The sequence below is a fragment of the Rhizobium sp. WW22 genome (assembly GCF_047041135.1).
In the GTDB taxonomy this organism is placed as follows: Bacteria; Pseudomonadota; Alphaproteobacteria; order Rhizobiales; family Rhizobiaceae; genus Rhizobium.
Genome location: NZ_CP178198.1, coordinates 1,458,667 through 1,484,222 on the forward strand (window position 1 = coordinate 1,458,667; position 25,556 = coordinate 1,484,222).

Sequence of the window (25,556 nt, forward strand, 5' to 3'; positions counted from 1 at the left end):
ATGAGAAAAGCGCCGCATATAGCTGAAAAGATTTGATATCATGATTTATGTCGATGCCGACGCCTGCCCGGTCAAGCCTGAGATCCTGAAGGTTGCTGAACGCCACGGCATCGAGGTGACCTTCGTCGCCAATTCGGGATTGCGCCCGTCGCGGGACCCGATGGTGCACAACGTCATCGTCTCCAATGCCTTCGATGCCGCCGACAACTGGATCGCCGAACACGCAGGTGCTGGCGACATCGTCGTCACCGCCGACGTGCCGCTCGCGGGCCGTTGCGTTGCGACCGGAGCGCTCGTGACGGGACCAACCGGCCGCATCTTCGATAAGACCAATATCGGCATGGCGACCGCCATGCGGGACCTCGGCGCACATCTTCGCGAAACCGGTGAGAGCAAGGGCTATAACGCCGCCTTCTCGCCGCGCGACCGCTCCGCCTTTCTCGAAACTTTCGACCGGCTCTGCCGGCGTTCAAAAACCAATCAAACGCCTGGAGGCCAGCCGTGAATATCATTTCCCAGAACACCGCCTTCGGCGGCATGCAGGGTGTCTTCTCGCATGAGTCCGACGCCTGCAAAAGCGAGATGACCTTCGCCGTCTTCGTGCCACCCCAGGCGATCAAGGAGCCTCGGCCCGTCCTCTGGTATCTCTCCGGCCTCACCTGCACCCACGCCAATGTCATGGAAAAGGGCGAATATCGCCGCATGGCCGCCGAACTTGGCCTCATCATCGTCTGCCCGGACACCAGCCCGCGCGGCAATGACGTGCCGGATGAGCTGACCAATTGGCAGATGGGCAAAGGCGCCGGCTTCTATCTCGATGCCACCGAAACGCCCTGGGCCGAAAACTATCAGATGTACACCTACATCACCGAGGAACTGCCCGCTCTCATCGCCAGGCAATTCCGCGCCGACATGAGCCGCCAAGGCATCTTTGGCCATTCTATGGGCGGCCATGGCGCCATGACGATTGCGTTGAAGAACCCGGACCGCTTCAAGAGCTGCTCCGCTTTTGCTCCCATCGTACAGCCGTCGACAGCCGATTGGTCCGCCCCTGCGCTGGAGAAATATTTGGGCAGCGACAAGGCTGCATGGCGCCGCTACGACGCCTGTGCGCTTGTCGAAGACGGCGCCCGCTTCCCCGAATTCCTGATCGATCAGGGCAAGGCGGACAGCTTCCTTGAAAGCGGACTGCGCCCCTGGCTGTTCGAGGAAGCCATTAAAGGCACCGATATCAGCCTGACGCTGCGCATGCACGAGCGCTACGACCACTCTTATTACTTCATTTCCAGCTTCATGGACGATCACCTCAAATGGCACGCCGAACGGCTAGCGTGAAACGGGTGGCATGGCAGCCATGCACTCAAACGCTTGAAAAACTCCGGTAATAGCGGCATATAGAAAACGCGCAGACGACTGTGGCGGCCGCTCCCGATTGACCGGCCGTAAGCATCCGCGGGGACGGCCTCGCTCTTACCAAAGGAGCGTAAAATGGCTTGGTTCCTGCTTTTCCTTGCAGGTCTGTTTGAAATCGGCTGGGCAGTCGGCCTGAAATATACCGATGTCTTCACGCGGCTGACGCCGACGATTCTCACCGTCATTTCCATGGTCATCAGCATCGCGCTGCTCGGCCTTGCGGTAAAAACCCTGCCCATGGGCACGGCCTACGCCGTGTGGACTGGCATAGGCACGGTCGGCACTGTGCTGCTGGGCATATGGCTGCTCGGCGACCCCGCGACGCTGGTACGCCTCGCCTGCATCGGCCTGATCGTGGCCGGCATTGCCGGCCTCAAGCTTGCGGCCTGATAGGCTGCGACTGGCGCTGGCGATTGCCCAGCGCCCAGCTTCCCGGACCGGCGAACACCAGAAACAGGAAGATGAAGCAGAACAGGATGGCTCCGTCTCCCTGATTGTTGGCCGGGAAGAAGTCGATCTGCATATGCACCATGAAGTAGGCTATCGCCATTTCACCGCTCAGGAGAAAGGCGATCGGTCGGGTGAAAAGCCCAAGCAGGACAAGGATGCCGCCGACAAGTTCAATAATTCCCGCCACGAAGAACAGCGTCGTGATTGCGTAAGGCGCCGGCGGAAAGCCGAAGACCTTTTGCGTACCGTGCTCGATGAACAGCAGTGCAGTTATGATTCGCAAAATGGCGAGGGCGGCGGGCTGATAAGGCGACAAGCGCTCGGGAAATGACATGAGGATCTCCGTTCGATAGGGGATGCGAAGGAGATCCTGTCAAAAGTGCTCTCGCTTCGCTGATAACGGAGTAAACACGCGAGAGACGAATTTATTCGCCGGACCCGGCAATTCAACCGAGCCCGACGAAGAGTCCGGTTACTTACTTCTTGTTGTTGTCGATCGCCAGCAGGCCCGGGCCGGCGAAGATCAGGAACAGGAAGACGAAGCAATAGAGGATCGCCGCGTCACCGCCGTTGTTGGCCGGGAAGAAATTCTTCGGATAATGCGCCATGAAATAGGCGACAGCCATGTTGCCGCACAGAATGAACGCGACCGGACGGGTAAAGAAGCCCACGATCGTTGCCAATCCACCGACAACTTCAAGGATACCCTGAACCAGAAGCAAGGTCGGCAGCGGGCTTGGGAACTGACCGCCGAGCGGAAAGCCAAACAGCTTCTGCAAGCCGTGTTCGATGAAGAGTACGCCGGTGACGACGCGCAAGACAGTAAGAGCATAGGGCTGATATTGATTCAGCCGATCGGAAAGCGCCATGTTAAACTCCAGTTTTAACTCCCCCACGAGGAAGCAATAGAGCGCACGACTGGGAACGTGAAAACACGGCTTCTGACGTCGGATCAATTTTCCGTGTGATATCCGTGACGTGTTGTCACGGACTCAAAGCGGGATGTTGTCGTGCTTCTTCCAGGGATTGGTCAGATCCTTGTTGCGCAACATTCTGAGACCCTGGGCCAGCCGGCGCCGGGTCGAGCGCGGCATGATCACCTCGTCGATGTAACCGCGCTCCGCGGCAACGAAGGGCGACAGGAAACGGTCTTCGTACATCTTGGTGTGGGCCGCGATCTTCTCCGGATCGGCAATATCCTTGCGGAAGATGATCTCGACGGCGCCCTTGGCGCCCATGACGGCGATCTGCGCCGTCGGCCAGGCGTAGTTTAGGTCACCGCGCAGATGTTTCGAGGCCATGACGTCATAGGCGCCGCCGAAGGCCTTGCGGGTGATGACCGTCAGTTTCGGTACGGTCGCTTCGGCATAGGCAAAGAGCAGCTTGGCGCCGTGCTTAATCAGGCCGCCGTATTCCTGTGCCGTTCCCGGTAGGAAGCCCGGCACGTCGACGAAGGTGACGATCGGGATATTGAAGCAATCGCAGAAACGCACGAAACGAGCCGCCTTCCGCGACGCGTCGCTGTCGAGTACGCCGGCTAGCACCATCGGCTGATTGGCGACGAAGCCGACCGTGGCGCCCTCGATGCGGCCGAAGCCACAGACGATGTTCTTGGCAAAGCTTTCCTGGATCTCGAAGAAATCGCCCTCGTCCGCCACCTTCAGGATCAGCTCCTTGATGTCGTAGGGCTTGTTGGCATTGGCCGGGATCAGCGTATCGAGCGAATTATCCGGTTCAGTCACCGACTGATAGCATTCGATTTCCGGCACCGCGGCCGTGTTCGACTGCGGCAAGAAATCGATGAGACGGCGCACCTGCAGGAGCGTGTCTACATCATTGTCGCAGGCGGCGTCGGCAATCGAAGACTTCGTCGTGTGCACCGAGGCGCCGCCGAGCTGCTCGGATGTCACGGTCTCGTTGGTGACGGTCTTCACCACATCCGGCCCGGTGACGAACATGTAGGAGGTGTCCCGCACCATGAAGATGAAGTCGGTCATGGCCGGAGAATAGACGTCACCGCCGGCGCAGGGGCCCATGATGACGGAAATCTGCGGGATGACGCCGGAGGCTAGCACGTTGCGCTGAAACACCTCGGCATAGCCGCCGAGCGCGGCCACGCCCTCCTGAATGCGGGCGCCGCCGGCGTCATAGATCCCGATGATCGGCGCCCGGTTCTTCAGCGCCATATCCTGCACCTTGGTGATCTTTTCCGCATGTGCTTCTGAAAGGGATCCACCGAAGACCGTGAAATCCTTGGCAAAAATGAACACAGTTCGTCCGTTGACCGTGCCCCAGCCGGTCACGACGCCGTCGCCGGCAATCTTGCTCTTGTCCATGCCGAAATCGGTCGAGCGATGCTCGACGAACATATCGAACTCTTCGAAAGAGCCTTCATCGAGGAAGATATCGATGCGCTCACGCGCCGTCAGCTTGCCGCGGGCGTGCTGCGCGTCGATGCGCACCTGCCCGCCGCCGAGCCTTGCAATCTCTCGACGGCGCTCCAGTTCCTGCAGGATTTCCTTCATGCGGCCCTCTCTCCATCATCGCTCGGGCTTAGCATGGCGCGAGCCCTGTTTGAAGCTGTTGGCTTAGTTTGCGAGCCGCGGTGTGTTCAGCGAAAAGATGGAACGAACCCGCGCGGCAATGTCTTCCGCCATCAGCTCATCTGCGGTGGCAGGATCAGGAGCGACAGTTCTGGTCTCGAACGATGCCATGGCAATCACAGCGCCGCCATCGGCTGCCGCAGCATCGATATTGATCTTGGCGCTGCTGCGGTCGCGATTGAAGCCGCGCGCCTTGCGGACGTCGCTCAGTCGGACTGTGATGGCAACCTGTGGCAATTGCGGACCGAAGCTCGTGGCGGCGATCGCGGCGTTGACGCGATCATTGACGGCTGCAACCAATGCCGGCGACACCGGCGGCAGTGCCTGATCGGCTATGACGGTTGCGCTGCGCACGGCATAGGTTGGAGGCGGAGGATCCACGGACCAGCTCGAGCAAGCGGCCAATGCCAGACTTCCCACGAGCGCCGGTATGGCTCTCGGCCTCCACAACAACATGATCCCTGCCCCGACTTTCGAATTTGCAAGATATGCAGATCGATATAAAGGACTGGAAATCAACAATATTCAACTGCGAAGCGCGGAAAAAACCGCGGCTGCGGCCTGAAACTCCTCAAAACGTTGTGCACGACGCTGCTCGGCTTCTTCGTCGCTGCCCCAATGCTCAATCGTCCAATCCTCGTCGAGATGAGCGAGCGACCAAACCTCGGCAAGCGGCAGGAAACCTTTCGCAAAGGCCAGCGCCAGGATCGCCGAACCAGTCAGCGTCGTGATCGTGTGCAAGCTCGCGAACTCCATCGGTGTGTCAAACTCGCGCAAAGCAGCGGCGAAGGCCGCGATAGCCTCTTTAGGCTGTTCCTGGTGCATGACGCCTTCGGCTAGGATGAAGCGGGCGCCTAGGTCGCGCGCTGCCCATTCGATCACCGGATTCCAGCGCTCCGACTGCCGCTCGACGAGCCGCTCGGGACCGTCGGCGCGGTAGCAAAGCAGATCGCTGCCGGAGAAGCGGACGATTTCGTCGAATACGGCCTGGCTCTCCGTCGCAACGCCATCGATGGCGGTATTGACGAGGCGTGTTATCGGCATGGTCGCGGGATCGATCACGTCGACCTGACGCGCCCATTCTCCGGCCACCAGTCTGGCAAGTGCTTCTGTCGGCAGGGCCAGGGAGTGCCGCGCCGGCGTCTTCACCACCTTGCCATCCAGAGCGATGGCGTGACTGCCCTCGTCCGCGCTGATCGTCACATCCTTGTAGAAGCGCTTGGGCAGCGGCTTCTTCATCTGGATCTGCGCGCGGCGGATCGGATCGGGATGGCTGAGACCTTCGGAAAGATCGTTCAACAGGTCGCGCATGGCGTCACCTCAGAGAATATGGCTCAATATATCGTTCGGATGGTGGGCGATGGCATCGGCGCCTGCTGCCAGCAACTCCTCGACCGAAGCATAACCCCAGGCAACGCCGATGGCAGTCGCACCGGCCGCTTTTGCCATCTGCATGTCATAGATGGCATCGCCGATCACGATCGTGTCGTGCGGATCCATGCCGGTCTCGTCGCAGCATTCCGTGACCATCGCCGGATGCGGCTTGGACGGGCAGTCGTCGGCGGTGCGCGAGACGATGAAATAGGGCGCGAAGTCGTTGACCTCAAGGATATGGGTCAAGCCGCGGCGGGATTTACCCGTCACTGCGCCGATCAGCAGTTCATCGCGGGCCGCAAGCGTCTCGATCAGCGGCTTGATGCCGTCGAAGAGCGGCGTCTGCATGTCGGCCTCGTCTCGCACCTCCGGAAAAATCGACTTGTAGTGCGCCGTCATCGCGATCGCTTCGTCGTCGACATGCGGCTTGCCCTGCAGGCGGGCAATGGCGATATCGAGCGTCAGGCCGATGATCGATTTCGTCGCAGAAACATCGGGACGCTTATAGCCGAAGGCCACGAAGGTTCGCGCCATAACCTCATGGATCAGCCGCGCGCTGTCGACCAGCGTGCCGTCACAATCGAATAGGACCAGCTTCATTCGTCGTCCGGCTCCCCTGCCGATTCCATATCGAAACCGAGAAGGTTCCAAGTCTGAACCATATGCGGCGGCAAAGGCGCGGTGACGCGCAGGCGTCCGCCGCTCGGATGCGGGATATCGATATGGCGCGCATGCAGATGCAGGCGTTTCTGGACACCGCCCGGAAAATCCCAGTTCGGATCGTCATCGAAATATTTGGGGTCGCCGATGATCGGATGGCCCATATGCAGCGCATGGACGCGCAGCTGGTGGGTACGGCCGGTATAGGGCTCCATTTCCAGCCAGGCGAGGCTCTGAGCAGCCGTTTCGAGCACGCGATAGTAGGAGATGGCGTGATCCGCGCCCTCCTCTCCATGCTTGGCGATGCGCATGCGGTCGCCATCCGGCGTTGCTTCCTTCACCAGCCAGGTGGAAATCTTGTCCTCATGCTTGCGCGGCACACCCTTGACCAGCGACCAATAGGTCTTCTTGGTGTCGCGCTCGCGAAAGGCGGCCGTCAGCTTTTGCGCCGCGCCGCGGGTGCGGGCAACGACGAGCACGCCGGACGTGTCTCGGTCTAGACGGTGCACCAGGCGCGGCTTCTCGCCCTTCTTGCTCGTCCATGCCTCCAGCATCTTGTCGATATGGCGCGTAAGGCCGGAACCGCCCTGCACCGCAAGGCCGGCCGGCTTGTTCAGCACATAGACCTTATCGTCTTCATGCAGCAGCATGCGCGCTAGAAGCTCGGCGTCGCCGGAATGTTTGAGGTCGTTACCCGCGATCGGACCGCTCTTCAGTGCCTTCGCATCGACATCGAGCGGCGGCACGCGCACCATCTGCCCCGGCTGCACGCGCGCATCCGTCTTCACGCGGCCGCCATCGACACGTACCTGTCCGGAACGCATCAGCTTCTGCAATTGCCCAAAGCCGAGACCCGGAAAATGCACCTTGAACCAGCGGTCCAGGCGCATGCCGGCCTCGTCAGGCTCGACCTTAATATGCTCAATCCCGGCCATTCTTCTTCTTTCAAATACCGCGGCATGTCCCAAGCGTTGCCAAACCTGCGTTCGGCGGATCATGCAAATTCAAACGACAGGGCATCGGCCCCGCGGCCGGAGATTTTCCGGCCTTTTGACGTGGCTTTAGAGCATTTCGAGGAAAAGTGGAAACCGGAATTGTAACGTCGAATGATTTTCTGGCTCAGTTTCCCTTGGCCGAGACGACGGGAAGATTGATGTCGGCCATACCAGCCTTGTCGAACATCAGCATCACGGGCACCGTGCCGCCCTGCTTGAAGGGCGTCTTCACCTGCTTGAACATCATGTGCATCGTATTCGGCGCGAGTGTCACGGTCGCGCCGGCGGGAATGGCGATGCCGCCCTTCACCTCGCGCATCTTCATGATCTCGCCTTCCATCTTCATCTCGTGCAATTCCACCTTGCCGGCGGCTGCGGAGGTCACGGAGGTCAGTTTGTCGTCTGTCTTGCCGGTGTTGTGAATGGTGATATAGCCGCCGCCCACCGGTTGGCCGGGAAGCATGGCGCGAACGTAGCCACCGCTGATATCGAGATCGCCAAGCTTGGCAGTCGCCGAGCCGGAAGGCGCCGCACCTGTATCCATGTGCATGCCGGGCATGGATTTCATCGCGCCACTGTCCTCAGCCATCGCTCCGACAACGGAAAGCGAAAATGCGCCAATGGACATCAGCAATGCGGCTGCGTAGTTGCGGTTCATCTTTGTCTCCTGCCCGGCTCCTCAATCGAGCAGAAGGGATAGCCTCTCCCATCTCTGTTGCAAAGGCCCGTATTCATTAGGAAACGCAGGATTGATCGGCGCGACAAAAATTTGTTCAGCGACGACATTTGCCCCTTGCCATCTTTCGCCGAGACCGGATAATGGCTGTCAACCTTGTTGGGAGAATCCGGTGCGAGCCGGTGCCGAAGGAGCAACCGCCCCGGAAACTCTCAGGCCAAAGGACCAGCAAGGGGCAGACGGAACTCTGGAGAGAAGCGCGCAAGCGTTCGCCGAAGGGATAACAATCTCAGGCAAACAGACAGAGGGGGCTCATCGTCAGGCGCAACCGCGCCGAAATTGTGAGCTCTGCGCTTCGAAACGAGCGCAAACCCCGGAGGCGTCATTTGGACGAGACCGCTGCCCTCAAGACCACCCCCCTTCATGCCCTGCATGTGTCCCTCGGCGCCCGCATGGTGCCTTTCGCAGGCTACGATATGCCGGTTCAATATGCGCCGGGCGTTCTGAAGGAACACCTTTGGACTCGATCCTCCGCCGGCCTGTTCGACGTGTCGCATATGGGTCAGGTGACGATCCGCGCCCGCTCCGGCAAATATGAGGATGCCGCGCTGGCACTGGAGAGCCTGGTGCCTGTCGATATTGTCGGCCTTGCCGAAAATCGCCAGCGCTATGGCTTCTTCACCGACGACAAGGGCGGCATTCTTGACGATCTGATGATCGCCCACATGGACGACTATCTTTTTGTCGTCGTGAATGCCGCTTGCAAAGAGCAGGATTTCAAGCATCTTCAAGATCATATCGGCGATAGCTGCGAAGTCACATTACTTGATCGCGCACTCCTTGCCCTTCAGGGCCCGCACGCCGTCGACGTGCTTGCCGAACTCTGGGCCGATATCGCCTATATGAAATTCATGGATGTTCGGCATTGTCGCCTCCACGATGTCTCCTGCCTCGTCTCGCGCTCCGGCTATAGCGGCGAAGACGGTTTCGAAATCTCCGTCCCGGCCGATAAGGCCGAGGATATCGCCAAGCGGCTGCTGGAGCACCCGGATGTACAGCCGATCGGCCTCGGCGCCCGTGACTCGCTCCGACTCGAAGCCGGCCTTTGCCTTTATGGCAACGATATCGACCAGACGACGACGCCGATCGAAGCCGCGCTCGAATGGGCGATCCAGAAGGCCCGCAAGACCGGCGGTGTCCGCGCTGGCGGCTTCCCTGGTGCAACCCGCATCCTCGGCGAACTCGATGGCGGCGCCACGCGGCGCCGTGTCGGTCTGAAGCCGGAGGGCAAGGCACCAGTGCGCGGCCATGCCAAGCTATATGCCGATGCCGAAGGCAAGATGGAGATCGGTGAAGTCACGTCGGGCGGTTTCGGTCCGAGCGTCGAAGGCCCGGTCGCCATGGGCTACGTGCCGGCCGAATTCACCACTCTCGGCACCACCGTTTACGCTGAAGTGCGCGGCAAATATCTGCCCGCCGTCGTCAGCGCCCTGCCTTTCATCAAACCAACCTACAAACGTTGAACGTCTTTTCCAGAGAGGATTATCCATGCTGAAGTTTACCGAAGAACATGAGTGGCTGAAGGTCGAAGGCGATGTCGCAATCGTGGGCATCACGGCACATGCCGCCGAACAGCTCGGCGATCTCGTGTTTGTGGAATTGCCTGAGGTCGGTGCCAGCTTCTCCAAGGGAGCCGACGCGGCAACCGTCGAATCGGTCAAGGCAGCCTCCGAAGTCTATTGTCCGCTCGACGGGGAAATCACGGAAATCAACGAAGCCATCACTGCCGATCCGGCCCTCGTCAATTCCGATCCGATGGGTGCTGGCTGGTTCTTCAAGCTGAAGCTGAAGAACGTCGGCGATCTCGATGGTCTTCTTGATGAATCCGGTTACAAGGAGCTGATCGGATAATGGCGACGCCTACGGAATTCACCTTCACCGATTACCAGCCATACGATTTCGCCAACCGCCGCCATATCGGCCCGTCTCCGTCGGAGATGGCCGATATGCTCAAGGTGATCGGCTATAAGAGCCTTGACGGCCTGATCGACGCGACGTTGCCGTCGGCGATCCGCCAGAAGGCGCCGCTCGCCTGGGGCGCAGCGATGACGGAGCGCGAGGCGCTCGACCGTCTGCGCGAGACCGCCAACAAGAACAAGGTTCTCGTTTCCCTGATCGGCCAGGGCTACTACGGCACGATCACGCCGCCGGTTATCCAGCGCAACATCTTGGAAAATCCGGCCTGGTACACCGCCTATACCCCATACCAGCCTGAGATCAGCCAGGGTCGCCTCGAGGCGCTGCTGAACTACCAGACGATGATCAGCGACCTCACCGGTCTCGATGTCGCCAACGCCTCCTTGCTCGATGAAGCGACCGCCGCGGCCGAAGGTATGGCGATGGCGGAACGCGTCGCCAAATCGAAGGCAAGGGCCTTCTTCGTCGATGCCGAATGCCACCCACAGACCATAGCGCTGATCAGGACGCGCGCCGAGCCGCTCGGCTGGACCGTCATCGTCGGTAATCCCTTCACCGATCTCGATCCGGTCGACGTCTTCGGCGCAATCTTCCAGTATCCGGGCACGCACGGCCACATCAACGATTTCAGTGGCCTGATCGCCCGCCTGCACCAGACCGGCGCCATCGCCGTCATGGCGACCGATCTCCTGGCATTGACCCTGCTGAAATCCCCGGGCGAAATGGGTGCGGATATCGCCATCGGCTCGTCACAGCGCTTCGGCGTTCCGGTTGGCTATGGCGGGCCGCATGCCGCGTTTATGGCCGTCAAGGACGACTACAAGCGCTCCATGCCCGGCCGTCTCGTCGGCGTCTCGGTCGATGCACGCGGCAATCGCGCCTATCGCCTGTCGCTGCAGACCCGCGAACAGCATATCCGCCGCGAAAAGGCGACGTCGAACATCTGCACCGCCCAGGTGCTCCTCGCCGTCATGGCCTCCATGTATGCGGTCTTCCACGGTCCGCAGGGCTTGAAGGCAATCGCCCAGCAGGTTCATCAGAAGGCCGTGCTGTTGGCCAAGGGACTGGAAAAGCTCGGCTACATCGTTGAGCCTGAGACCTTCTTCGACACGATCACCGTTGATGTCGGCCACATGCAGGGTCTGATCCTGCGTGCAGCCGTCGCCGAAGGCGTCAACCTGCGCAAGGTTGGTGAAACGAAGATCGGCATCAGCCTCGACGAGCGCACGCGCCCGGCAACGGTGGAAGCCGTCTGGCGCGCTTTCGGCGGCGATTTCCGCATCGCCGATTTCGAGCCGTCCTACCGCCTGCCGAAGACCCTGCTGCGCACCAGCGAATACCTCACACATCCGATCTTCCACATGAACCGTGCCGAAAGCGAGATGACGCGTTACATTCGTCGTCTTTCGGACCGCGACCTGGCGCTCGACCGCTCGATGATCCCGCTCGGCTCCTGCACCATGAAGCTGAACGCCACCGCGGAAATGCTGCCGATCACCTGGCCGGAATTTTCGGACATCCATCCTTTCGTGCCGGCCGACCAGGCACTCGGCTACCGCGAAATGATCGATGATCTGACGTACAAGCTCTGCGCCGTAACAGGCTATGACGCCTTCTCCATGCAGCCGAACTCGGGCGCGCAGGGCGAATATGCCGGCCTGCTGACCATCCGCAACTATCACATTGCCAATGGCCAAGGTCACCGCGACATCTGCCTCATCCCGACCTCCGCGCACGGCACCAACCCCGCCTCGGCACAGATGGCGGGCATGAAGGTCGTGGTCGTGAAAGTCAGCGACGATGGCGATATCGATATGGCCGATTTCCGCGCCAAGACCGAGCAATATGCCGACAACCTCTCCTGCTGCATGATCACCTACCCTTCGACGCACGGAGTCTTCGAGGAGACGGTGAAGGAGATCTGTGATCTCGTTCACAAGCATGGCGGTCAGGTCTATCTCGATGGCGCGAACATGAACGCCATGGTCGGTCTCTCTCGACCCGGCGATATCGGCTCCGATGTCAGCCACCTCAACCTGCACAAGACCTTCTGCATCCCGCATGGCGGCGGCGGTCCCGGCATGGGCCCGATCGGCGTCAAGGCGCATCTGGCACCCCACCTGCCCGGCCATCCGGAAACGGACGGCCGCAGCGGAGCGGTCTCGGCGGCCGCCTTCGGTTCGGCCTCCATTCTGCCGATCTCCTGGAGCTACTGCCTGATGATGGGCGGCGAAGGCCTAACACAGGCGACGAAGGTGGCGATTCTCAACGCCAACTACATCGCCACGCGGTTGAAGGGCGCGTACGATGTGCTCTACAAGTCCAAGGATGGACGTGTGGCACACGAATGCATCATCGACACCCGCCCGCTGGCCGCAAGCGCCGGCGTGACGGTCGACGATGTCGCCAAGCGCCTGATCGATTGCGGCTTCCATGCCCCGACCATGAGCTGGCCGGTTGCCGGCACGCTGATGATCGAGCCAACCGAATCGGAAACGAAGGCCGAACTCGACCGCTTCTGCGAGGCGATGCTGGCGATCCGCGAGGAAGCCCGCGCCATCGAAGACGGCCGGATGGACAAGACCAACAACCCGCTGAAGAACGCACCGCACACGGTGGAAGACCTCGTCGGCGAATGGGATCGCCCCTATTCGCGCGAGCAGGCCTGCTTCCCGCCCGGTGCCTTCCGCGTGGACAAATACTGGTCGCCGGTCAACCGCATCGACAATGTCTATGGCGACCGCAACTTGATCTGCACCTGCCCGCCGCTGGAATCCTACGCCGAGGCCGCAGAATAGGATTTTTGCAAAAAAGCGAAGCGGTTCAGTCGCTTCGCTTGAAACAGACATAAATCTATCGTGAAACTTGTCTATGAAAACGCCGCGTGTCCGAACGGATGCGCGGCGTTTTTGATGACGCCACCGTGGGACCTTGGAATTCAGATTTATGCCGGAACGATTCGACGTGGACAATCCCGACAGCTATATCGCCGCCGCCTTCGCCACGGACGATCCCGCCTCGATCGCCAGGGCACTCGGCGAGGTTGCCCGCACGCGCAACATGAGCAAGCTCGCCAAAGATGTCGGCATGAACCGTTCCGCCCTTTACCGGGCGCTCAGCGGCGATGGGAATCCGGAATTCGCGACGATCCTGAAGGTCGTCAGGGCACTCGGCCTTAAGCTAACGCCGATATCGGCCGCAAACTAGGAATTCGCTTCCCAATCCCGAGCATCGCTAACCAATCGCCTCTTCAAGCAGAAGCAGCACGAGAAAGCCGGCAAAGAACATAGCCGTCACCCAGGGGCGATCGGGTGTTTCATGGGCTTCGACCAGCAGTTCCTCGGTGACGAGATAGAGAAGCGCAATCAGCCCGAACGCAAAGAAGCCAGTCAAAACATGGCCGGGCAATGAAGCGATCGGCGTTCCCAGCAAGGCGCCGATCGGCAGCAGCAGCGCAAGCGCTGCCGTCACCGCGACGATCTTCGTTCGAGAACGGACGCTCTCGCCAAGTTCGTTCGCCACCGTCAAACCAAGGAATAGCACCTCGATCGTCAGGGCGATGGTCAGCAGCAAGCCGACTTTCGGCCCCGCTGCAAAACCGATGCCGAGCACGAGGCCGTCGATCAGGATGTCGATGCCGATGGCCGCGAGAAGGCCGATCGGCCCTTTGGCCCAGTTTTCCAACTGCTTGACCAGCAGCATCACGCCGACGCCGATCGCTCCGCCGATGACCGTCGCCAGGGGATAACCGCGATGCATGACATCAGGCAGAATTTCTCCGGCGGCGGCGGCAAACACGACACCGGCTGCAAAATGCTGGATTGCGCTGACAAGATTAGGCCCCGGCCGCGTATTCACCGCAACCGCGGCACCCGCGATGGCTGCTGCCGCCGGGATCAATGTGTAAACCCATGCCGATGCCGCCATAAGATCCCCTTGCGCGCCCCGACCTCATCCGGCTCGGAGCCGCTGGTCAGCCGAGGGCGACGAAAGACCCTCAGTATCCATCGATCAAAGCACGAAATGCAGCAAGCTGAAATACAGGAGGTGTCTTTAGGCGGGTTGCGCAGCCTGTCGTTGCGCCACCAGAGCAGCCAGATCGGCAGGTTTCAATTCGACGGATTCGCCGCAGCCGCAGGCCGATGTTTGGTTCGGATTGGTAAAGATGAAGCCCGAGCGCAACGTCGTCGTCTCGAAGCCCATTTCTGTGCCGAGCAAATAGAGGACGGCCGAGGGCTCAACCCAAACCTTTGCGCCATCGCGCTCGATCAGGTCGTCCTTGGCATTCGGCTCCGTCACCAGGTCGATGGTATATTCCATCCCGGCGCAGCCGCCCTTCTTGATGCCGACGCGAACGCCCTTGGCATCGGGGCCGGAATTTTCAACGATTGACTTGACGCGGGCCGCTGCTGCATCCGTCATGCTCATGATTGCGAAGCCCATGGGCTCATTCTCCTTCCGCAACCGGGGTCAAGATCCGGCGCTTCGAGTCTCAATGTAAAGCCGGCGGCCTAAAGCTTCAATACCAGCCGACGGCGACCTGCGCTTCTTCCGACATGCGATCCGGCGTCCATGGCGGGTCGAAGGTCATGCTGACGTCGACACCGGAAACACCTTCGACGGCGCCGACGGCATTTTCCACCCAGCCCGGCATTTCGCCGGCAACCGGGCAACCCGGTGCTGTCAGCGTCATGACGATCTTCACCATCCGGTCGTCTTCGATATCGATCTTGTAGACCAGACCGAGCTCGAAGATATCGGCCGGAATTTCCGGATCGTAGACCGTTTTCAGCGCAGAGATGATGTCGTCGCTGAGACGCGCCAGTTCATCCTCGGGGATGCTGGAATGCACGATCCCTTCGCGCGCATCGATCTTCTGTTCGCTTTCGTCGAGTGACATCGCTTGCCTCCTCAGGCAAAGAATTTCCGTGCATATTCCAGTGCGTCGGCCAAGGCATCCACCTCGGCGCGCGTATTGTACATGCCGAACGATGCACGGCATGTGGAGGTGACGCCGAAGCGTTTCAAGAGCGGCTGGGCGCAATGCGTGCCGGCGCGAACGGCGACACCCTGGCGGTCGATCACCATCGAGACGTCGTGGGAGTGTATTCCCGCTAGCTCGAAGGAGAAGATTCCACCCTTGCCGGGCGCCGTGCCGATGACGCGCAGCGAATTGATATCCCGCAGCCGCTCCGCCGCATAGGCGGCAAGATCGGCTTCGTGCCGAGCAATCGCTTCACGACCGATACTGTCCATATAATCGAGCGCATAGCCAAGGCCGATCGCCTGGACGATCGGCGGCGTTCCCGCTTCGAAGCGGTGCGGCGGCTCGTTATAGGTGCGTTTTCCTCGGTGACGTCGAAAATCATCTCGCCGCCGCCCTGGAACGGCCGCATCTCGGCAAGCCGCTCTTTCTTGCCGTAGAGAACGCCGATACCCGAAGGGCCATAGAGCTTGTGGCCGGTCATGACATACCAGTCGCAGTCGATATCCTGCACGTCGACAGGCATATGCACGGCACCCTGCGAGCCGTCGATCAGGACTGGGATGCCGCGCTCATGGGCGATGCGGCACACTTCCTTGACCGGAACGACAGTTCCGAGCGCATTCGACATATGTGTGATGGCGACGAGCTTGGTGCGCTCCGTCAAGCTCTTTTCGAAATCCTCAATATGGAACGCGCCCTCGTCGTCGACGGGTACCCATACCAGCTTCGCGCCTTGCCGCTCTCGGATGAAATGCCAGGGAACGATGTTGGAGTGATGCTCCATGATCGAGACGACGATCTCGTCGTCCTCGCCGATCTTTGGCATACCCCAGCCGTAGGCGACCGTGTTGATCGCTTCCGTCGAGTTCTTGGTAAAGACGATGTCGTCGACCGACGGCGCATTCAGGAAGCGGCGCACCTTTTCGCGAGCCGCTTCATAGGCTTCCGTCGCAGCATTGGACAGAAAGTGCAGGCCGCGATGCACATTCGCATATTCGTTGGAATAGGCGTGTGAAATGGCATCGATGACGACCTGCGGCTTCTGCGCGGAGGCGCCGTTGTCGAGATAGACCAGCGGCTTGCCATGCACCGTCTTCGCCAGGATCGGAAAATCCCGGCGAATGGCTTCGACGTCATAGGCCGTTGCCGGCACGATCTTGTCCACGAGCTTTGCCTCCAATCAGGCGTGCTTTTCCAGCCAGGCCGAAATAACGCCTTCCAGCGCCTCGACGAGGGCTTCGTCTTCCAGTTCCTCGACGATCTCGGCCACGAAGGCGTTGACGAGCATGGCGCGCGCCTTCTTCTCCGGAATGCCGCGCGCCATCAGGTAGTAGAGATGGTTGCCGTCGATATCCGCGACAGTGGCGCCATGGCCGCACTGCACGTCATCAGCGAAGATTTCAAGCTCCGGCTTCACGGAGAACTCGGCATCGTCGGACATCAGCAGCGTGTTGCAAGCCATCTTGGCGTCGGTCTTCTGCGCATCCGGTGCGACCCGGATCATGCCCTGAAAGACGCCGCGAGCGCGATCGAACACCACATTACGGATAACTTCCGTGGAACCGGTGTTCGGAACATCATGACCAAGCACCATCGTCACGTCCGTGTGGGTATCGCCACCGAGCAGATTGATGCCGCGCAGCGTCAGACCGGCACCCTCGCCCGCTACCTTGATATACAGCTCCTGACGTACGAGCTTGCCGCCGGCGTTGATGACGAACAGCTTCAGCTTGGCGTCTTCTCCAAGATCGATGCGAAGCTGGCCGAGATGGGTGTCTTCGCTGCCCTGCTCCTGCAGGACGATCCAAGTGATTTCAGAACCCTTGCCGATCTTGATTTCGCTGACCGAGGAAACCAGCGCAGCCGCGCCCTGAACCGCTTGATGACGCTCGATAAAGGTCGCCTTGACGTCAGCGCCGAAGGTAACAGGCAGACGGCTGTGGATCTGGCCGCCGGCATGGATGAACTGCACTTCGAGCGGCGCATCGAGTTCGGTGCCATCGGGGAAATCGATGACGTAGCCATCGCGCACGAAGCTCGCATTGATGCGCCCGATGGCGTCATCCTTGCCGAGCGCTTCGAGGCCGACGGCGGCCGCGCCGTTGATCAAGCTGTCGGCGTAGCGCGCAACGGTCAAATTCTTCACCGAAGCCTTATCACTTGCCTTGCCCTGCAGAACCGCAATGACAGGCGATCCTTCGACCGTCGCCGGCAACGCTTCGGCAAGGCCCTTGCCGATATCGCTCGGGACCAGACGCAGCAGGTTCTTGAAATCGGTGTAATGCCAAGCCTCGACGCGGCGCGTCGGCAGGCCGGCGGTCTTCAGCTCGTCCAGCAGGCGATCGCGGACGGCAAAAACTTCGCCGTCGCCAGGCAGGTCGCCCATCTGGTCGTTATACGCCTCGATCAGCGCCGTTTCGGCTGATGTCAGGCGGTTCGTCGTCTGAATGTTCATCGACGTGTCCTTTCCGCCTCGATCAGGCTGCAGCACCGATGATGTCGGCGTAGCCGTTGGCTTCCAGTTCATGCGCCAGCGTCTTGTCGCCGGACTTGACCACCTGGCCCTTGTAGAGAACGTGGACGGTGTCCGGAACGATATAGTCGAGCAGGCGCTGGTAGTGGGTGATGACGATCACGGCGCGATCGGGCGAACGTAGCGCGTTGACGCCATCGGCGACGATCTTCAGCGCATCGATGTCGAGGCCGGAATCGGTTTCGTCGAGCACGCAAAGCTGCGGCTCGAGCAGCGCCATCTGCAGGATTTCGGCGCGCTTCTTTTCACCGCCCGAGAAGCCGACGTTGAGCGGGCGCTTCAGCATGTCCATGTTGATCTGCAGCTTGCCGGCAGCATCCTTGACGCGGCGGATGAAATCCGGTGTCGTCAGTTCGTCTTCGCCGCGTGCCTTGCGCTGCTCGTTCAGAGCAACCTTGAGGAACTGCATGGTGGCAACGCCGGGAATTTCCACGGGATACTGGAAGGCCAGGAAGATACCCTTGGCGGCGCGCTCGGCGGCGTCAAGCTCCAGGATGCTTTCGCCGTTATAAAGGATGTCACCCTCGGTGACTTCATAGTCCTCACGGCCGGCGAGGATGTAGGAGAGCGTCGACTTGCCCGAGCCGTTCGGGCCCATGATGGCGGCGACTTCGCCAGCCTTCACGGTCAGGTTCAGACCACGGATGATCTCAGTGCCGTCTTCGGCGATACGGGCGTGCAGGTTCTTGATTTCAAGCATTTTAGTATCCTATCGCAGGAATGAAGGTGCGGCGCGCACGGCGCGCCAAAGCTAATTCTGGTTCGGGTGCGTCAGCCAACACTACCTTCGAGCGAGATGCCGATCAGCTTCTGCGCTTCGACGGCGAATTCCATCGGCAGCTCCTGCAGCACTTCCTTGACGAAGCCATTGACGATCAGCGCGATCGCCGCCTCGGTCGGGATGCCGCGCTGCAGGCAGTAGAACAGCTGGTCTTCGGAAATCTTCGACGTCGTGGCTTCATGTTCGAACTGCGCCGTCGAGTTCTTTGCCTCGATGTAGGGCACCGTATGGGCGCCGCACTTGTCACCGATCAGCAGTGAATCGCACTGCGTGAAGTTACGCGCGTTCGACGCCTTGCGGTGAGCTGAAACCTGGCCGCGATAGGTGTTCTGCGAGACGCCGGCGGCGATGCCCTTCGAGACGATGCGGCTCGACGTGTTCTTGCCGAGGTGGATCATCTTGGTGCCGCTATCGACCTGCTGATGACCGTTGGAAACGGCGATCGAGTAGAACTCGCCGCGGCTGTCATCGCCGCGCAGGATGCAGGACGGATATTTCCAGGTGATGGCAGAGCCGGTCTCGACCTGCGTCCAGGAGATCTTGGAGCGATGACCGCGGCAATCGCCCCGCTTGGTGACGAAGTTGTAGATGCCGCCCTTGCCGTTCTTGTCGCCCGGATACCAGTTCTGCACCGTCGAATACTTGATCTCGGCGTCATCGAGCGCAACGAGCTCGACGACGGCGGCATGCAGCTGGTTTTCGTCGCGCTGCGGCGCCGTGCAGCCTTCGAGATAGGAGACATAGGCACCTTCTTCGGCGATGATCAGCGTGCGCTCGAACTGGCCCGTGTTCTTCTCGTTGATGCGGAAGTAGGTCGATAGTTCCATCGGGCAACGAACGCCCTTCGGCACGAAGACGAACGAACCGTCCGTGAAGACGGCCGAATTCAGCGTCGCATAGAAATTATCCGAGGTCGGCACGACGGAGCCGAGATACTTGCGCACCAGATCCGGATGCTCGCGAATGGCTTCCGAGATCGACATGAAGATCACGCCGGCCTTCTTCAGCTCTTCCTTGAAGGTGGTGACGACTGAGACAGAATCGAACACCGCATCGACGGCGATCTTCGGCTTCTCGACGCCGGCAAGGATCTCCTGCTCGCGCAATGGAATGCCGAGCTTCTCATAGGTTTTCAGGAGTTCCGGGTCGACTTCGTCGAGCGACTTCGGACCGGCGAATTTCTTCGGCGCGGCGTAGTAGTAGATGTCGTTGAAGTCGATCTTCTGATAGTCGACGCGCGCCCATGTCGGCTCTTCCAGCGTCAGCCAGCGGCGATAGGCCTCAAGACGCCATTCCAGCATCCATTCCGGCTCTTGCTTCTTCGCGGAAATAAAACGGACAATGTCTTCGGACAGACCTTTGGGAGCCTTGTCCATTTCGATGATGGTCTCAAAACCATACTTGTATTGGTCCACGTCAATCAGGCGAACCTGATCGACCGTTTCCTGGACTGCAGGCATTTCGTTCTCCAATCTCGCCGGATCCAAGGTCCGGCAGCTTGTCAACGTTGCGGCAGACTTATGTCTGCCTTCTATGTAGTCGGCCAAAAGGGACTTTTCACCCCGCTTGGCAAGCGGAAATTTCGGTTTCCGCAAAATTGTGGCCGTCAGGCCGCCGCGCCCGCCAGCTTGCGTCTTCCCGCAATGCGGGCAAAAGCAGCGATTGCGCGATCGATATCCGCTTCGATTGTAGTCGACCCCAGCGAAATGCGGAGAGCCCCGAGTTTCGGGTCACATCCCATCGCCACGAGCACATGACTCTCGCCGACCTTGCCCGACGAGCAGGCTGAGCCGGCAGAAATCGCCACGCCCTCCAGATCGAAGGCGATCTGCCCCGTTTCGGATTTCAGTCCCGGCAGCGTGAAGAAGCTGGTGTTCGGAACGCGTGGGCCATTCTTTCCATGAATGATGACATCCGGTGCTGCAAGTTCCATGCCCGCTTCCAGCCGGTCGCGCAACGAACCGATCGCGGCATTACGAACCTCTAAGTCTGCGGCAGCAGCCTCGGCAGCCGCACCGAATCCGATGATGGCAAGCGTGTTTTCCGTGCCGGAGCGATGGCCTTTTTCCTGGCCGCCGCCGTGGATCAACGGTTTCGGCATCAGCACCTCGCCGCGCGAGACGAGCGCGCCGGCACCCTTTGGACCGCCGATCTTGTGGGAGGAGACGATCAGAAAATCCGCGCCGATCGCATTGATATCGAGCGGAATGCGGCCTGCCGCCTGAACGGCATCCACCACAAGAAGGCCGCCCGCGGCCTGAACGAGCTTGGCCGCTTCGCCGACAGGCTGGAGAATTCCGGTCTCGTTATTGGCGAGCATGATGGCAACCATCGGCAAGCCGCTCGCCTTGTCATGCGCAGCGAGCATGGCCTCCAGCGCGGCAAGATCGACCATACCGTTCGATGTCACCGGTATTTCGCTGACATCATCCCTGGCAAATCGCCCGCCTTCGCGCACGGCTGGATGCTCGACGGCCGATATATATAGATGGCTGACGAGAAGCGGCGTCCGCCCCATGCGGAATTCTGGCGTCAACACCATATTGGCCGCCTCGGTGGCGCCGCTCGTAAAAACGACATGGGCGGGTGCGGCGGCGGTCAATCTTGCAACCTGCCGGCGTGCAGCCTCGACAGCCGCGCGGGCTGCTCTACCTTCGCCATGAACAGAATTGGGGTTGCCTTGAATATCCATTGCGCGCAGCATGGCTTCGCGCGCCGCCGGATGAAGCGGTGCGGTAGCATTCCAGTCGAGATAGAGGCGTGCTGCCGCCATAATCTTCTTCCTGCGCGACTTTGCTTTGCTGCGACCGGCTCATTTTCCTTGAAATTTCAGCCGGGCATGCCTTATGACACGTTCCACAAACCGTTGCGCAAACAACGCGCGGACCACCGCATCAAGTTTCGAATTGTTCTAAACTGCGTTCTAGAAAAGATGAGCGCATTCGTCAAGTCAACTTGCTGCGTGCCGTAGGGTTTGAACGCAGAAAAAGAAGAGCCGGAGTATCGATGCCCGAAGTAATTTTCAACGGCCCCGCGGGTCGCCTTGAAGGCCGCTATCAGCCCTCCAAGGAAAAGAGCGCCCCGATCGCGATTATCCTTCATCCCCATCCGCAGTTCGGCGGTACGATGAACAATCAGGTGGTCTACCAGCTCTTCTATATGTTCCAGAAGCGCGGCTTCACCACGCTCCGCTTCAATTTCCGCGGCATCGGCCGCAGCCAGGGCGAGTTCGACCACGGCGCCGGCGAGCTTTCCGATGCGGCGTCGGCCCTCGACTGGGTTCAGAGCCTTCATCCTGATTCGAAGAGCTGTTGGGTTGCCGGCTACTCCTTCGGCGCCTGGATCGGCATGCAGCTTCTGATGCGCCGTCCGGAAATCGAAGGCTTCATGTCGATCGCGCCGCAGCCGAATATCTACGACTTCTCCTTCCTCGCACCCTGCCCCTCGTCCGGCCTGATCATTAACGGCGATGCGGACAAGGTTGCTCCGGAAAAGGACGTCAACGGCCTCGTCGAGAAGCTGAAGACACAGAAGGGCATCCTGATCACGCACAAGGTGGTTCCGGGTGCCAACCACTTCTTCAACGGTCAGGTCGAAACGCTGCTCGGCGAATGCGAGGATTATCTCGATCGTCGCCTGAATGGCGAATTAGTGCCGGAACCGGCTGCCAAGCGCATTCGCTAAAGAGACGGCCGTTATCGAGCCATTCTGAAAGTCGGGCAAGTGATCCCGTCGATCGTCATCGACGGGTGATCCCGCATGCCGATCTTCCGTAAAACACGCTGCGACGCAATGTTTTCCGGATGCGTGAATGCGATGAACCGATCGGCAAAGCCGCGGTTGAAAAACCATTGCGCGAGTGCGCCGGCGATTTCCGTAGCGTAGCCGTTGCCCCAAGCGTCCTGCCGAAGCGAATAGCCGAGTTCGAACTCGCCTCGCCCTCTCTCCTGGAAGCGCGAAAAGCCGGCACGGCCGATAAAGCGTCCATCCTCGCGCCGCAGCATCTTATATTTGGTCACACCGTCGCGCGCATGTTCATCGAACCAGCTTTTCAGCCGCTCCTCGGCCTTCTCCAGCGTCCAGGGAGCCGCGCCTGAGAGATAGCGCGTGGTCTCGATCGTCGAATGCAATTGCCGAATCATTTCGGCATCACCCTTGTCCCACATCGTCAGAACGAGGCGTGGGGTTTCGAGTATGATGGTGTCACTCATCTGCCTGCCTGTTTTCGTGATGGACCTGCAGCCTGCCGTAATACGTATGTCAGGGCCGATTGACGACCGGTCGGTCAGTGCTAACCGCTTGGCCTGATTTCAACAAGCCGATCAAGCGACAATATCGCATGCCAAGGCCCGCCGAGGCGGGCCTTGAGATTATCGCTTGATATCATCCGTCAGTGACATGCCGGCAGGCCGGGAGCGCCGCACTTCTTCTTTTCCGGAGGCTTCTGCGGCGGAGGCGGAGGGGATCTCTTCACCTGCTGCTGCACGACCTTCGGCTGCGGTTGCGGCCTGGGCTGGGCCTGCGGCTTCGGCGCTGGCGCCCTCGCCTGTGCCACCACATGCGGCGCGGGTTTGGGCTGCGCCGGAGCCGGATTGGCTTGCCGCGACGGCGTGGCAGCGACATGAAGCTGACTGCTGACACGAGGTGGATTGTTGGAGATGGCCTTGGGCTTCGCCGGAGTTCTGGCGGCAACAGCCGGCGCTGCCGGAGCATGCCCATTGGGTTTCGGTGCAGCGGCGACCGGATTCGGTTTGCCGCCCGACATTGCTTGCGGTGCCGGGGTCTTGGCAATCTGGTTTTGCCCCTTCATGGCAGGCGCATTGCCAACGGCCGGCAGCGGTTGTCCCTTGGCACCGGGAAACGCATGTGTATTGGCGTTCGGCGTAGCCTGAGGCTGTTGAGCCTGTTTGGTCTGCGCTGCGCCAGGATTGACCGGCAGCTTGCCCGTGGCTGGCAGAGGTTGACCGTTCGCGCCCGGAAGCGCGTGCGCATTGGCATTTGTGCCTTGCTGGGCGGGTTGAGTGGCAACAGTCGGATTATGCACCGCATTCGGCGCAGCTTGCGGCGATTGCCCCGGCTTCGTCTGAGCCGTTCCCTGATTGACGGGCAGCTTGCCACCAGCCGGCAGCGGCTGACCATTGGCGCCGGGAAGCACGTGGGCAGCGGCGTTTCCGCCTTGCGGCTGCGGCGACGGCGCTGCCGCTGGAGCAACTCCAGGCATCGTCTTAGCGGCCGCGGCGGGGTTCTGCCTTTGTATAACTGCCGCCTTCTTCTGTACCGATGGCGGCAGGGCAACATGCAGTGCTGCAACCCCTGCTCCGGCGATAACGGCCGCGCCGGCGAGTTTCTGACCTGTCGTCAGCCCAGGTGCTGCGGGTGCCGCCCCGTTCTCGTTGACCACAGTGTTGTTGTTGATGACCGTCGTGTTGTTCACGACCGTATTGTGGATGTTGTTGAAGATGACATTGTTCTCGGGCGGCGCGATATCGCGTGGCGGTTCGACCCATGCAGGGACCGGAACGAAGACCGGTGCCGGCAACACATACAGATCGACTGCGGGCTGCGGCGGCGCCAACTCGACGAAATCCGGCGGCGGTGGCGCAAGGAAGACGACGGGCGGCGGCGGGGCATACCCGAAATCGGCATCATCAAAATAAAGCACAGGCCGCTCGACATAGACCACTTCCGGCGGCGGCGGTGGCGGCACGTCATATTCTATAACGGTGAAGGAAGGCGGTGGTTCAAGGGCTGCCTCGAAATGCTCGAGACGGCGGCGGGCATCCCAGACGTGGGGACCGCGCGGATAACGCCTCAGATAGGACCAATAGGCCTCCGGGGTGTCGGCTCGCCATGTCTCGCGCCAGGTTATCGCCTCTCGGCGGGCAGCGATGATGGCGCGCACACGCCTTGCCATAGAATCGTTCGGATAGGCGGCGAGGAAATCCTCATAGCCCTGCAGCGTGTCGCGATCGAGCGCGGCGAAATAGGCATCACGCTCGTCGAAATCGCGAATGGGCTTCGTCCGGTTTGCCACATCCTCGGTGCTCGCCACCGCAGCAGCCGGCGCATTCGGTCCGCGATCGAAGAAAGTAAAGGCGTTCTTGAACTTGGTGGCATCCCAGGAAATTTCGGCACCCTTGGTCAAGTCACCGACCCGCAACCGTGTGCGATCGAAGACCTCATCAAGCGAAAGGCCGCCAACACGGATCATCTCCGCCAGCGCATGCGCATAGGAACCATAGGGACCGGCCTCCTGCGGTGCGACCGTGCCGGGCGCCGCATTGAGGGCAATTAGCTGATTGGCATCGGGATCGACCAGCGCCAGACCGCCGGCCAGCGGCTGACTTGATTGCACGAACGGATTGGCTCTAGCCGCGTCGAGCACGACGATGCTGCCACGATTGTTGATGGCCGACAGCGACTTTGTGAAGTCGCTCACGCGGACTGCCTGGAGGGGGACATCCGTGGCATTGGCGATCTGCGCATCCACAGGCACGAAATAATTGTCGCCCTGATATTGAACCCCGTAGCCCGCCAGATAGACAAAGACGACGGTGTTAGGGCCTGCCGCGTTGGCTTTCGTCAGAAAGTCGCGCATGGCATCGCGCAAGCCATTCTGATCGAGATCGCGCGCGCCGATCACATCGAAGCCCGCGGCCTGCAGCGTTTGCGCGATCAAGCCGGCATCATTGGCCGGCGTCGGAAGCGCGCCTACCGTATAGGCGGCGTTACCAACGACAAGCGCTATTCTCTTTTCAGGGGAACCCTGAGCTTCGGCCGGATTCGCAGCAGCAATACCGACCAAAACCAACATCATGGAAAAAAATGCCCAGATCGTCTTTTTGGATGACAATCCCATCTTCGAAAGCAGAGGCGACATACCGGTTTCTTTCACGAAACATGAGGTGCGTACGGGATCAATAAGAAAATGCCTAGGATTCGATTCGGGCGAATGCGGGACTTATTCCAGGCAGATTCGCGGCCATGTTACGGTCTATTGACGTTGAGAGGCGTCCGTTTACAAACGCGCCGCCCTACGACATGTGTCGAAACTTGTCGTCTATTCCCAGCAAAATGATGACGCGTCGCCAAATCGGTGCTAAACGC

General features: G+C 60.3%; 25 protein-coding genes, 1 pseudogene and 2 riboswitches. Of the genes and pseudogenes, 8 read left to right on the forward strand and 18 right to left on the reverse strand.

Annotation, left to right across the window (positions count from 1 at the left end):
* Window positions 1–40 precede the first annotated feature (40 nt).
* From ACK83U_RS07335 to sugE, 3 genes are all read left to right on the forward strand, one after another.
* Window positions 41–505: a YaiI/YqxD family protein gene (locus ACK83U_RS07335; RefSeq protein WP_112606485.1), complete on the forward strand. Its 465-nt coding sequence runs from the start codon at window positions 41–43 to the stop codon at window positions 503–505.
* Entirely contained in the window at window positions 502–1,335 is an 834-nt protein-coding gene (gene fghA / locus ACK83U_RS07340; protein ID WP_112606483.1) for an S-formylglutathione hydrolase, read from the forward strand. The genes ACK83U_RS07335 and fghA overlap by 4 nt, the downstream gene beginning before the upstream one ends.
* Before the next feature lie 153 nt (window positions 1,336–1,488).
* Window positions 1,489–1,803: a quaternary ammonium compound efflux SMR transporter SugE gene (gene sugE, locus ACK83U_RS07345; RefSeq protein ID WP_112606481.1), complete on the forward strand. Its 315-nt coding sequence runs from the start codon at window positions 1,489–1,491 to the stop codon at window positions 1,801–1,803.
* Here sugE and ACK83U_RS07350 read toward each other — a convergent pair.
* The 8 genes from ACK83U_RS07350 to ACK83U_RS07385 form a co-directional block, all read right to left on the reverse strand.
* The gene (locus tag ACK83U_RS07350) at window positions 1,787–2,197 is read right to left on the reverse strand and encodes a DoxX family protein (RefSeq protein ID WP_112413746.1); all 411 of its coding nucleotides are present in this window, start codon (window positions 2,195–2,197) and stop codon (window positions 1,787–1,789) included. The two genes, sugE and ACK83U_RS07350, sit on opposite strands and share 17 nt — an antisense overlap.
* Window positions 2,198–2,339: 142 nt before the next feature.
* Window positions 2,340–2,732 (reverse strand): DoxX family protein, encoded by a 393-nt coding sequence (locus ACK83U_RS07355; protein WP_112334783.1) that lies wholly within the window; start codon window positions 2,730–2,732, stop codon window positions 2,340–2,342.
* 123 nt (window positions 2,733–2,855) lie between these two features.
* Window positions 2,856–4,388 (reverse strand): acyl-CoA carboxylase subunit beta, encoded by a 1,533-nt coding sequence (locus tag ACK83U_RS07360; RefSeq protein WP_112606479.1) that lies wholly within the window; start codon window positions 4,386–4,388, stop codon window positions 2,856–2,858.
* A 63-nt stretch (window positions 4,389–4,451) separates the two neighbouring features.
* Window positions 4,452–4,847, reverse strand: coding sequence for a hypothetical protein (locus ACK83U_RS07365; protein ID WP_310232425.1), 396 nt, complete (start codon window positions 4,845–4,847; stop codon window positions 4,452–4,454).
* A 144-nt stretch (window positions 4,848–4,991) separates the two neighbouring features.
* Window positions 4,992–5,777: an ATP12 family chaperone protein gene (locus ACK83U_RS07370; protein ID WP_112606477.1), complete on the reverse strand. Its 786-nt coding sequence runs from the start codon at window positions 5,775–5,777 to the stop codon at window positions 4,992–4,994.
* Between the two features lie 9 nt (window positions 5,778–5,786).
* Window positions 5,787–6,440: an HAD-IA family hydrolase gene (locus ACK83U_RS07375; protein WP_112606475.1), complete on the reverse strand. Its 654-nt coding sequence runs from the start codon at window positions 6,438–6,440 to the stop codon at window positions 5,787–5,789.
* Window positions 6,437–7,435, reverse strand: a complete 999-nt coding sequence (locus tag ACK83U_RS07380; RefSeq protein ID WP_112334778.1) for an RluA family pseudouridine synthase — start codon at window positions 7,433–7,435, stop codon at window positions 6,437–6,439. Before ACK83U_RS07380 ends, ACK83U_RS07375 begins: the two co-directional genes overlap by 4 nt.
* 184 nt (window positions 7,436–7,619) lie before the next feature.
* Window positions 7,620–8,153 (reverse strand): copper chaperone PCu(A)C, encoded by a 534-nt coding sequence (locus ACK83U_RS07385; protein ID WP_112606473.1) that lies wholly within the window; start codon window positions 8,151–8,153, stop codon window positions 7,620–7,622.
* Between the two features lie 168 nt (window positions 8,154–8,321).
* Window positions 8,322–8,405, forward strand: a riboswitch (glycine riboswitch).
* 3 nt (window positions 8,406–8,408) lie between these two features.
* Window positions 8,409–8,486: riboswitch (glycine riboswitch) on the forward strand.
* A 71-nt stretch (window positions 8,487–8,557) separates the two neighbouring features.
* On the opposite strand from ACK83U_RS07385, the gene gcvT reads away from it, so the two are divergent.
* The 4 genes from gcvT (at window position 8,558) to ACK83U_RS07405 (ending at window position 13,355) form a co-directional block, all read left to right on the forward strand.
* Entirely contained in the window at window positions 8,558–9,694 is a 1,137-nt protein-coding gene (gene gcvT, locus ACK83U_RS07390) for a glycine cleavage system aminomethyltransferase GcvT (protein WP_112606471.1), read from the forward strand.
* A 25-nt stretch (window positions 9,695–9,719) separates the two neighbouring features.
* The gene (gcvH, locus tag ACK83U_RS07395; RefSeq protein ID WP_112334775.1) at window positions 9,720–10,082 is read left to right on the forward strand and encodes a glycine cleavage system protein GcvH; all 363 of its coding nucleotides are present in this window, start codon (window positions 9,720–9,722) and stop codon (window positions 10,080–10,082) included.
* A complete protein-coding gene (gene gcvP, locus ACK83U_RS07400; protein WP_112606469.1) occupies window positions 10,082–12,946 on the forward strand; it encodes an aminomethyl-transferring glycine dehydrogenase in 2,865 nt (954 codons plus the stop codon). The genes gcvH and gcvP overlap by 1 nt, the downstream gene beginning before the upstream one ends.
* 148 nt (window positions 12,947–13,094) lie before the next feature.
* On the forward strand, window positions 13,095–13,355 hold the full coding sequence (locus ACK83U_RS07405) for an addiction module antidote protein (protein WP_112606468.1): 261 nt from the start codon (window positions 13,095–13,097) through the stop codon (window positions 13,353–13,355).
* A gap of 27 nt (window positions 13,356–13,382) precedes the next feature.
* On the opposite strand, the gene ACK83U_RS07410 is transcribed toward ACK83U_RS07405, so the two are convergent.
* From ACK83U_RS07410 to ACK83U_RS07445, 8 genes and pseudogenes are all read right to left on the reverse strand, one after another.
* Window positions 13,383–14,075: a transporter gene (locus ACK83U_RS07410; RefSeq protein WP_112606466.1), complete on the reverse strand. Its 693-nt coding sequence runs from the start codon at window positions 14,073–14,075 to the stop codon at window positions 13,383–13,385.
* A gap of 126 nt (window positions 14,076–14,201) precedes the next feature.
* A complete protein-coding gene (sufA, locus tag ACK83U_RS07415; protein ID WP_112606464.1) occupies window positions 14,202–14,591 on the reverse strand; it encodes a Fe-S cluster assembly scaffold SufA in 390 nt (129 codons plus the stop codon).
* A gap of 76 nt (window positions 14,592–14,667) precedes the next feature.
* Window positions 14,668–15,048, reverse strand: a complete 381-nt coding sequence (locus ACK83U_RS07420; RefSeq protein ID WP_075850603.1) for an SUF system Fe-S cluster assembly protein — start codon at window positions 15,046–15,048, stop codon at window positions 14,668–14,670.
* An 11-nt stretch (window positions 15,049–15,059) separates the two neighbouring features.
* Window positions 15,060–16,300, reverse strand: a pseudogene (locus tag ACK83U_RS07425) (cysteine desulfurase).
* A gap of 15 nt (window positions 16,301–16,315) precedes the next feature.
* Window positions 16,316–17,590 carry a Fe-S cluster assembly protein SufD gene (gene sufD, locus ACK83U_RS07430; RefSeq protein ID WP_112606462.1) on the reverse strand — a complete coding sequence of 425 codons (1,275 nt, stop codon included), beginning with the start codon at window positions 17,588–17,590 and terminating at the stop codon, window positions 16,316–16,318.
* A gap of 22 nt (window positions 17,591–17,612) precedes the next feature.
* A complete protein-coding gene (gene sufC, locus ACK83U_RS07435) occupies window positions 17,613–18,368 on the reverse strand; it encodes a Fe-S cluster assembly ATPase SufC (protein WP_112606460.1) in 756 nt (251 codons plus the stop codon).
* Window positions 18,369–18,439: 71 nt separating this feature from the next.
* On the reverse strand, window positions 18,440–19,909 hold the full coding sequence (sufB, locus tag ACK83U_RS07440) for a Fe-S cluster assembly protein SufB (RefSeq protein ID WP_112606458.1): 1,470 nt from the start codon (window positions 19,907–19,909) through the stop codon (window positions 18,440–18,442).
* A 146-nt stretch (window positions 19,910–20,055) separates the two neighbouring features.
* Window positions 20,056–21,222 (reverse strand): cysteine desulfurase family protein, encoded by a 1,167-nt coding sequence (locus tag ACK83U_RS07445; protein ID WP_112606456.1) that lies wholly within the window; start codon window positions 21,220–21,222, stop codon window positions 20,056–20,058.
* Between the two features lie 233 nt (window positions 21,223–21,455).
* Here ACK83U_RS07445 and ACK83U_RS07450 point away from each other — a divergent pair, with 233 nt between their 5' ends.
* A complete protein-coding gene (locus ACK83U_RS07450) occupies window positions 21,456–22,133 on the forward strand; it encodes an alpha/beta hydrolase (RefSeq protein WP_004108794.1) in 678 nt (225 codons plus the stop codon).
* An 11-nt stretch (window positions 22,134–22,144) separates the two neighbouring features.
* On the opposite strand, the gene ACK83U_RS07455 is transcribed toward ACK83U_RS07450, so the two are convergent.
* Both ACK83U_RS07455 and ACK83U_RS07460 read right to left on the reverse strand, forming a co-directional pair.
* A complete protein-coding gene (locus ACK83U_RS07455) occupies window positions 22,145–22,660 on the reverse strand; it encodes a GNAT family N-acetyltransferase (protein WP_112606454.1) in 516 nt (171 codons plus the stop codon).
* 179 nt (window positions 22,661–22,839) lie between these two features.
* Complete coding sequence (locus ACK83U_RS07460) at window positions 22,840–25,329, reverse strand: caspase family protein (protein WP_112606452.1); 2,490 nt, start codon at window positions 25,327–25,329, stop codon at window positions 22,840–22,842.
* Window positions 25,330–25,556: the final 227 nt, after the last annotated feature.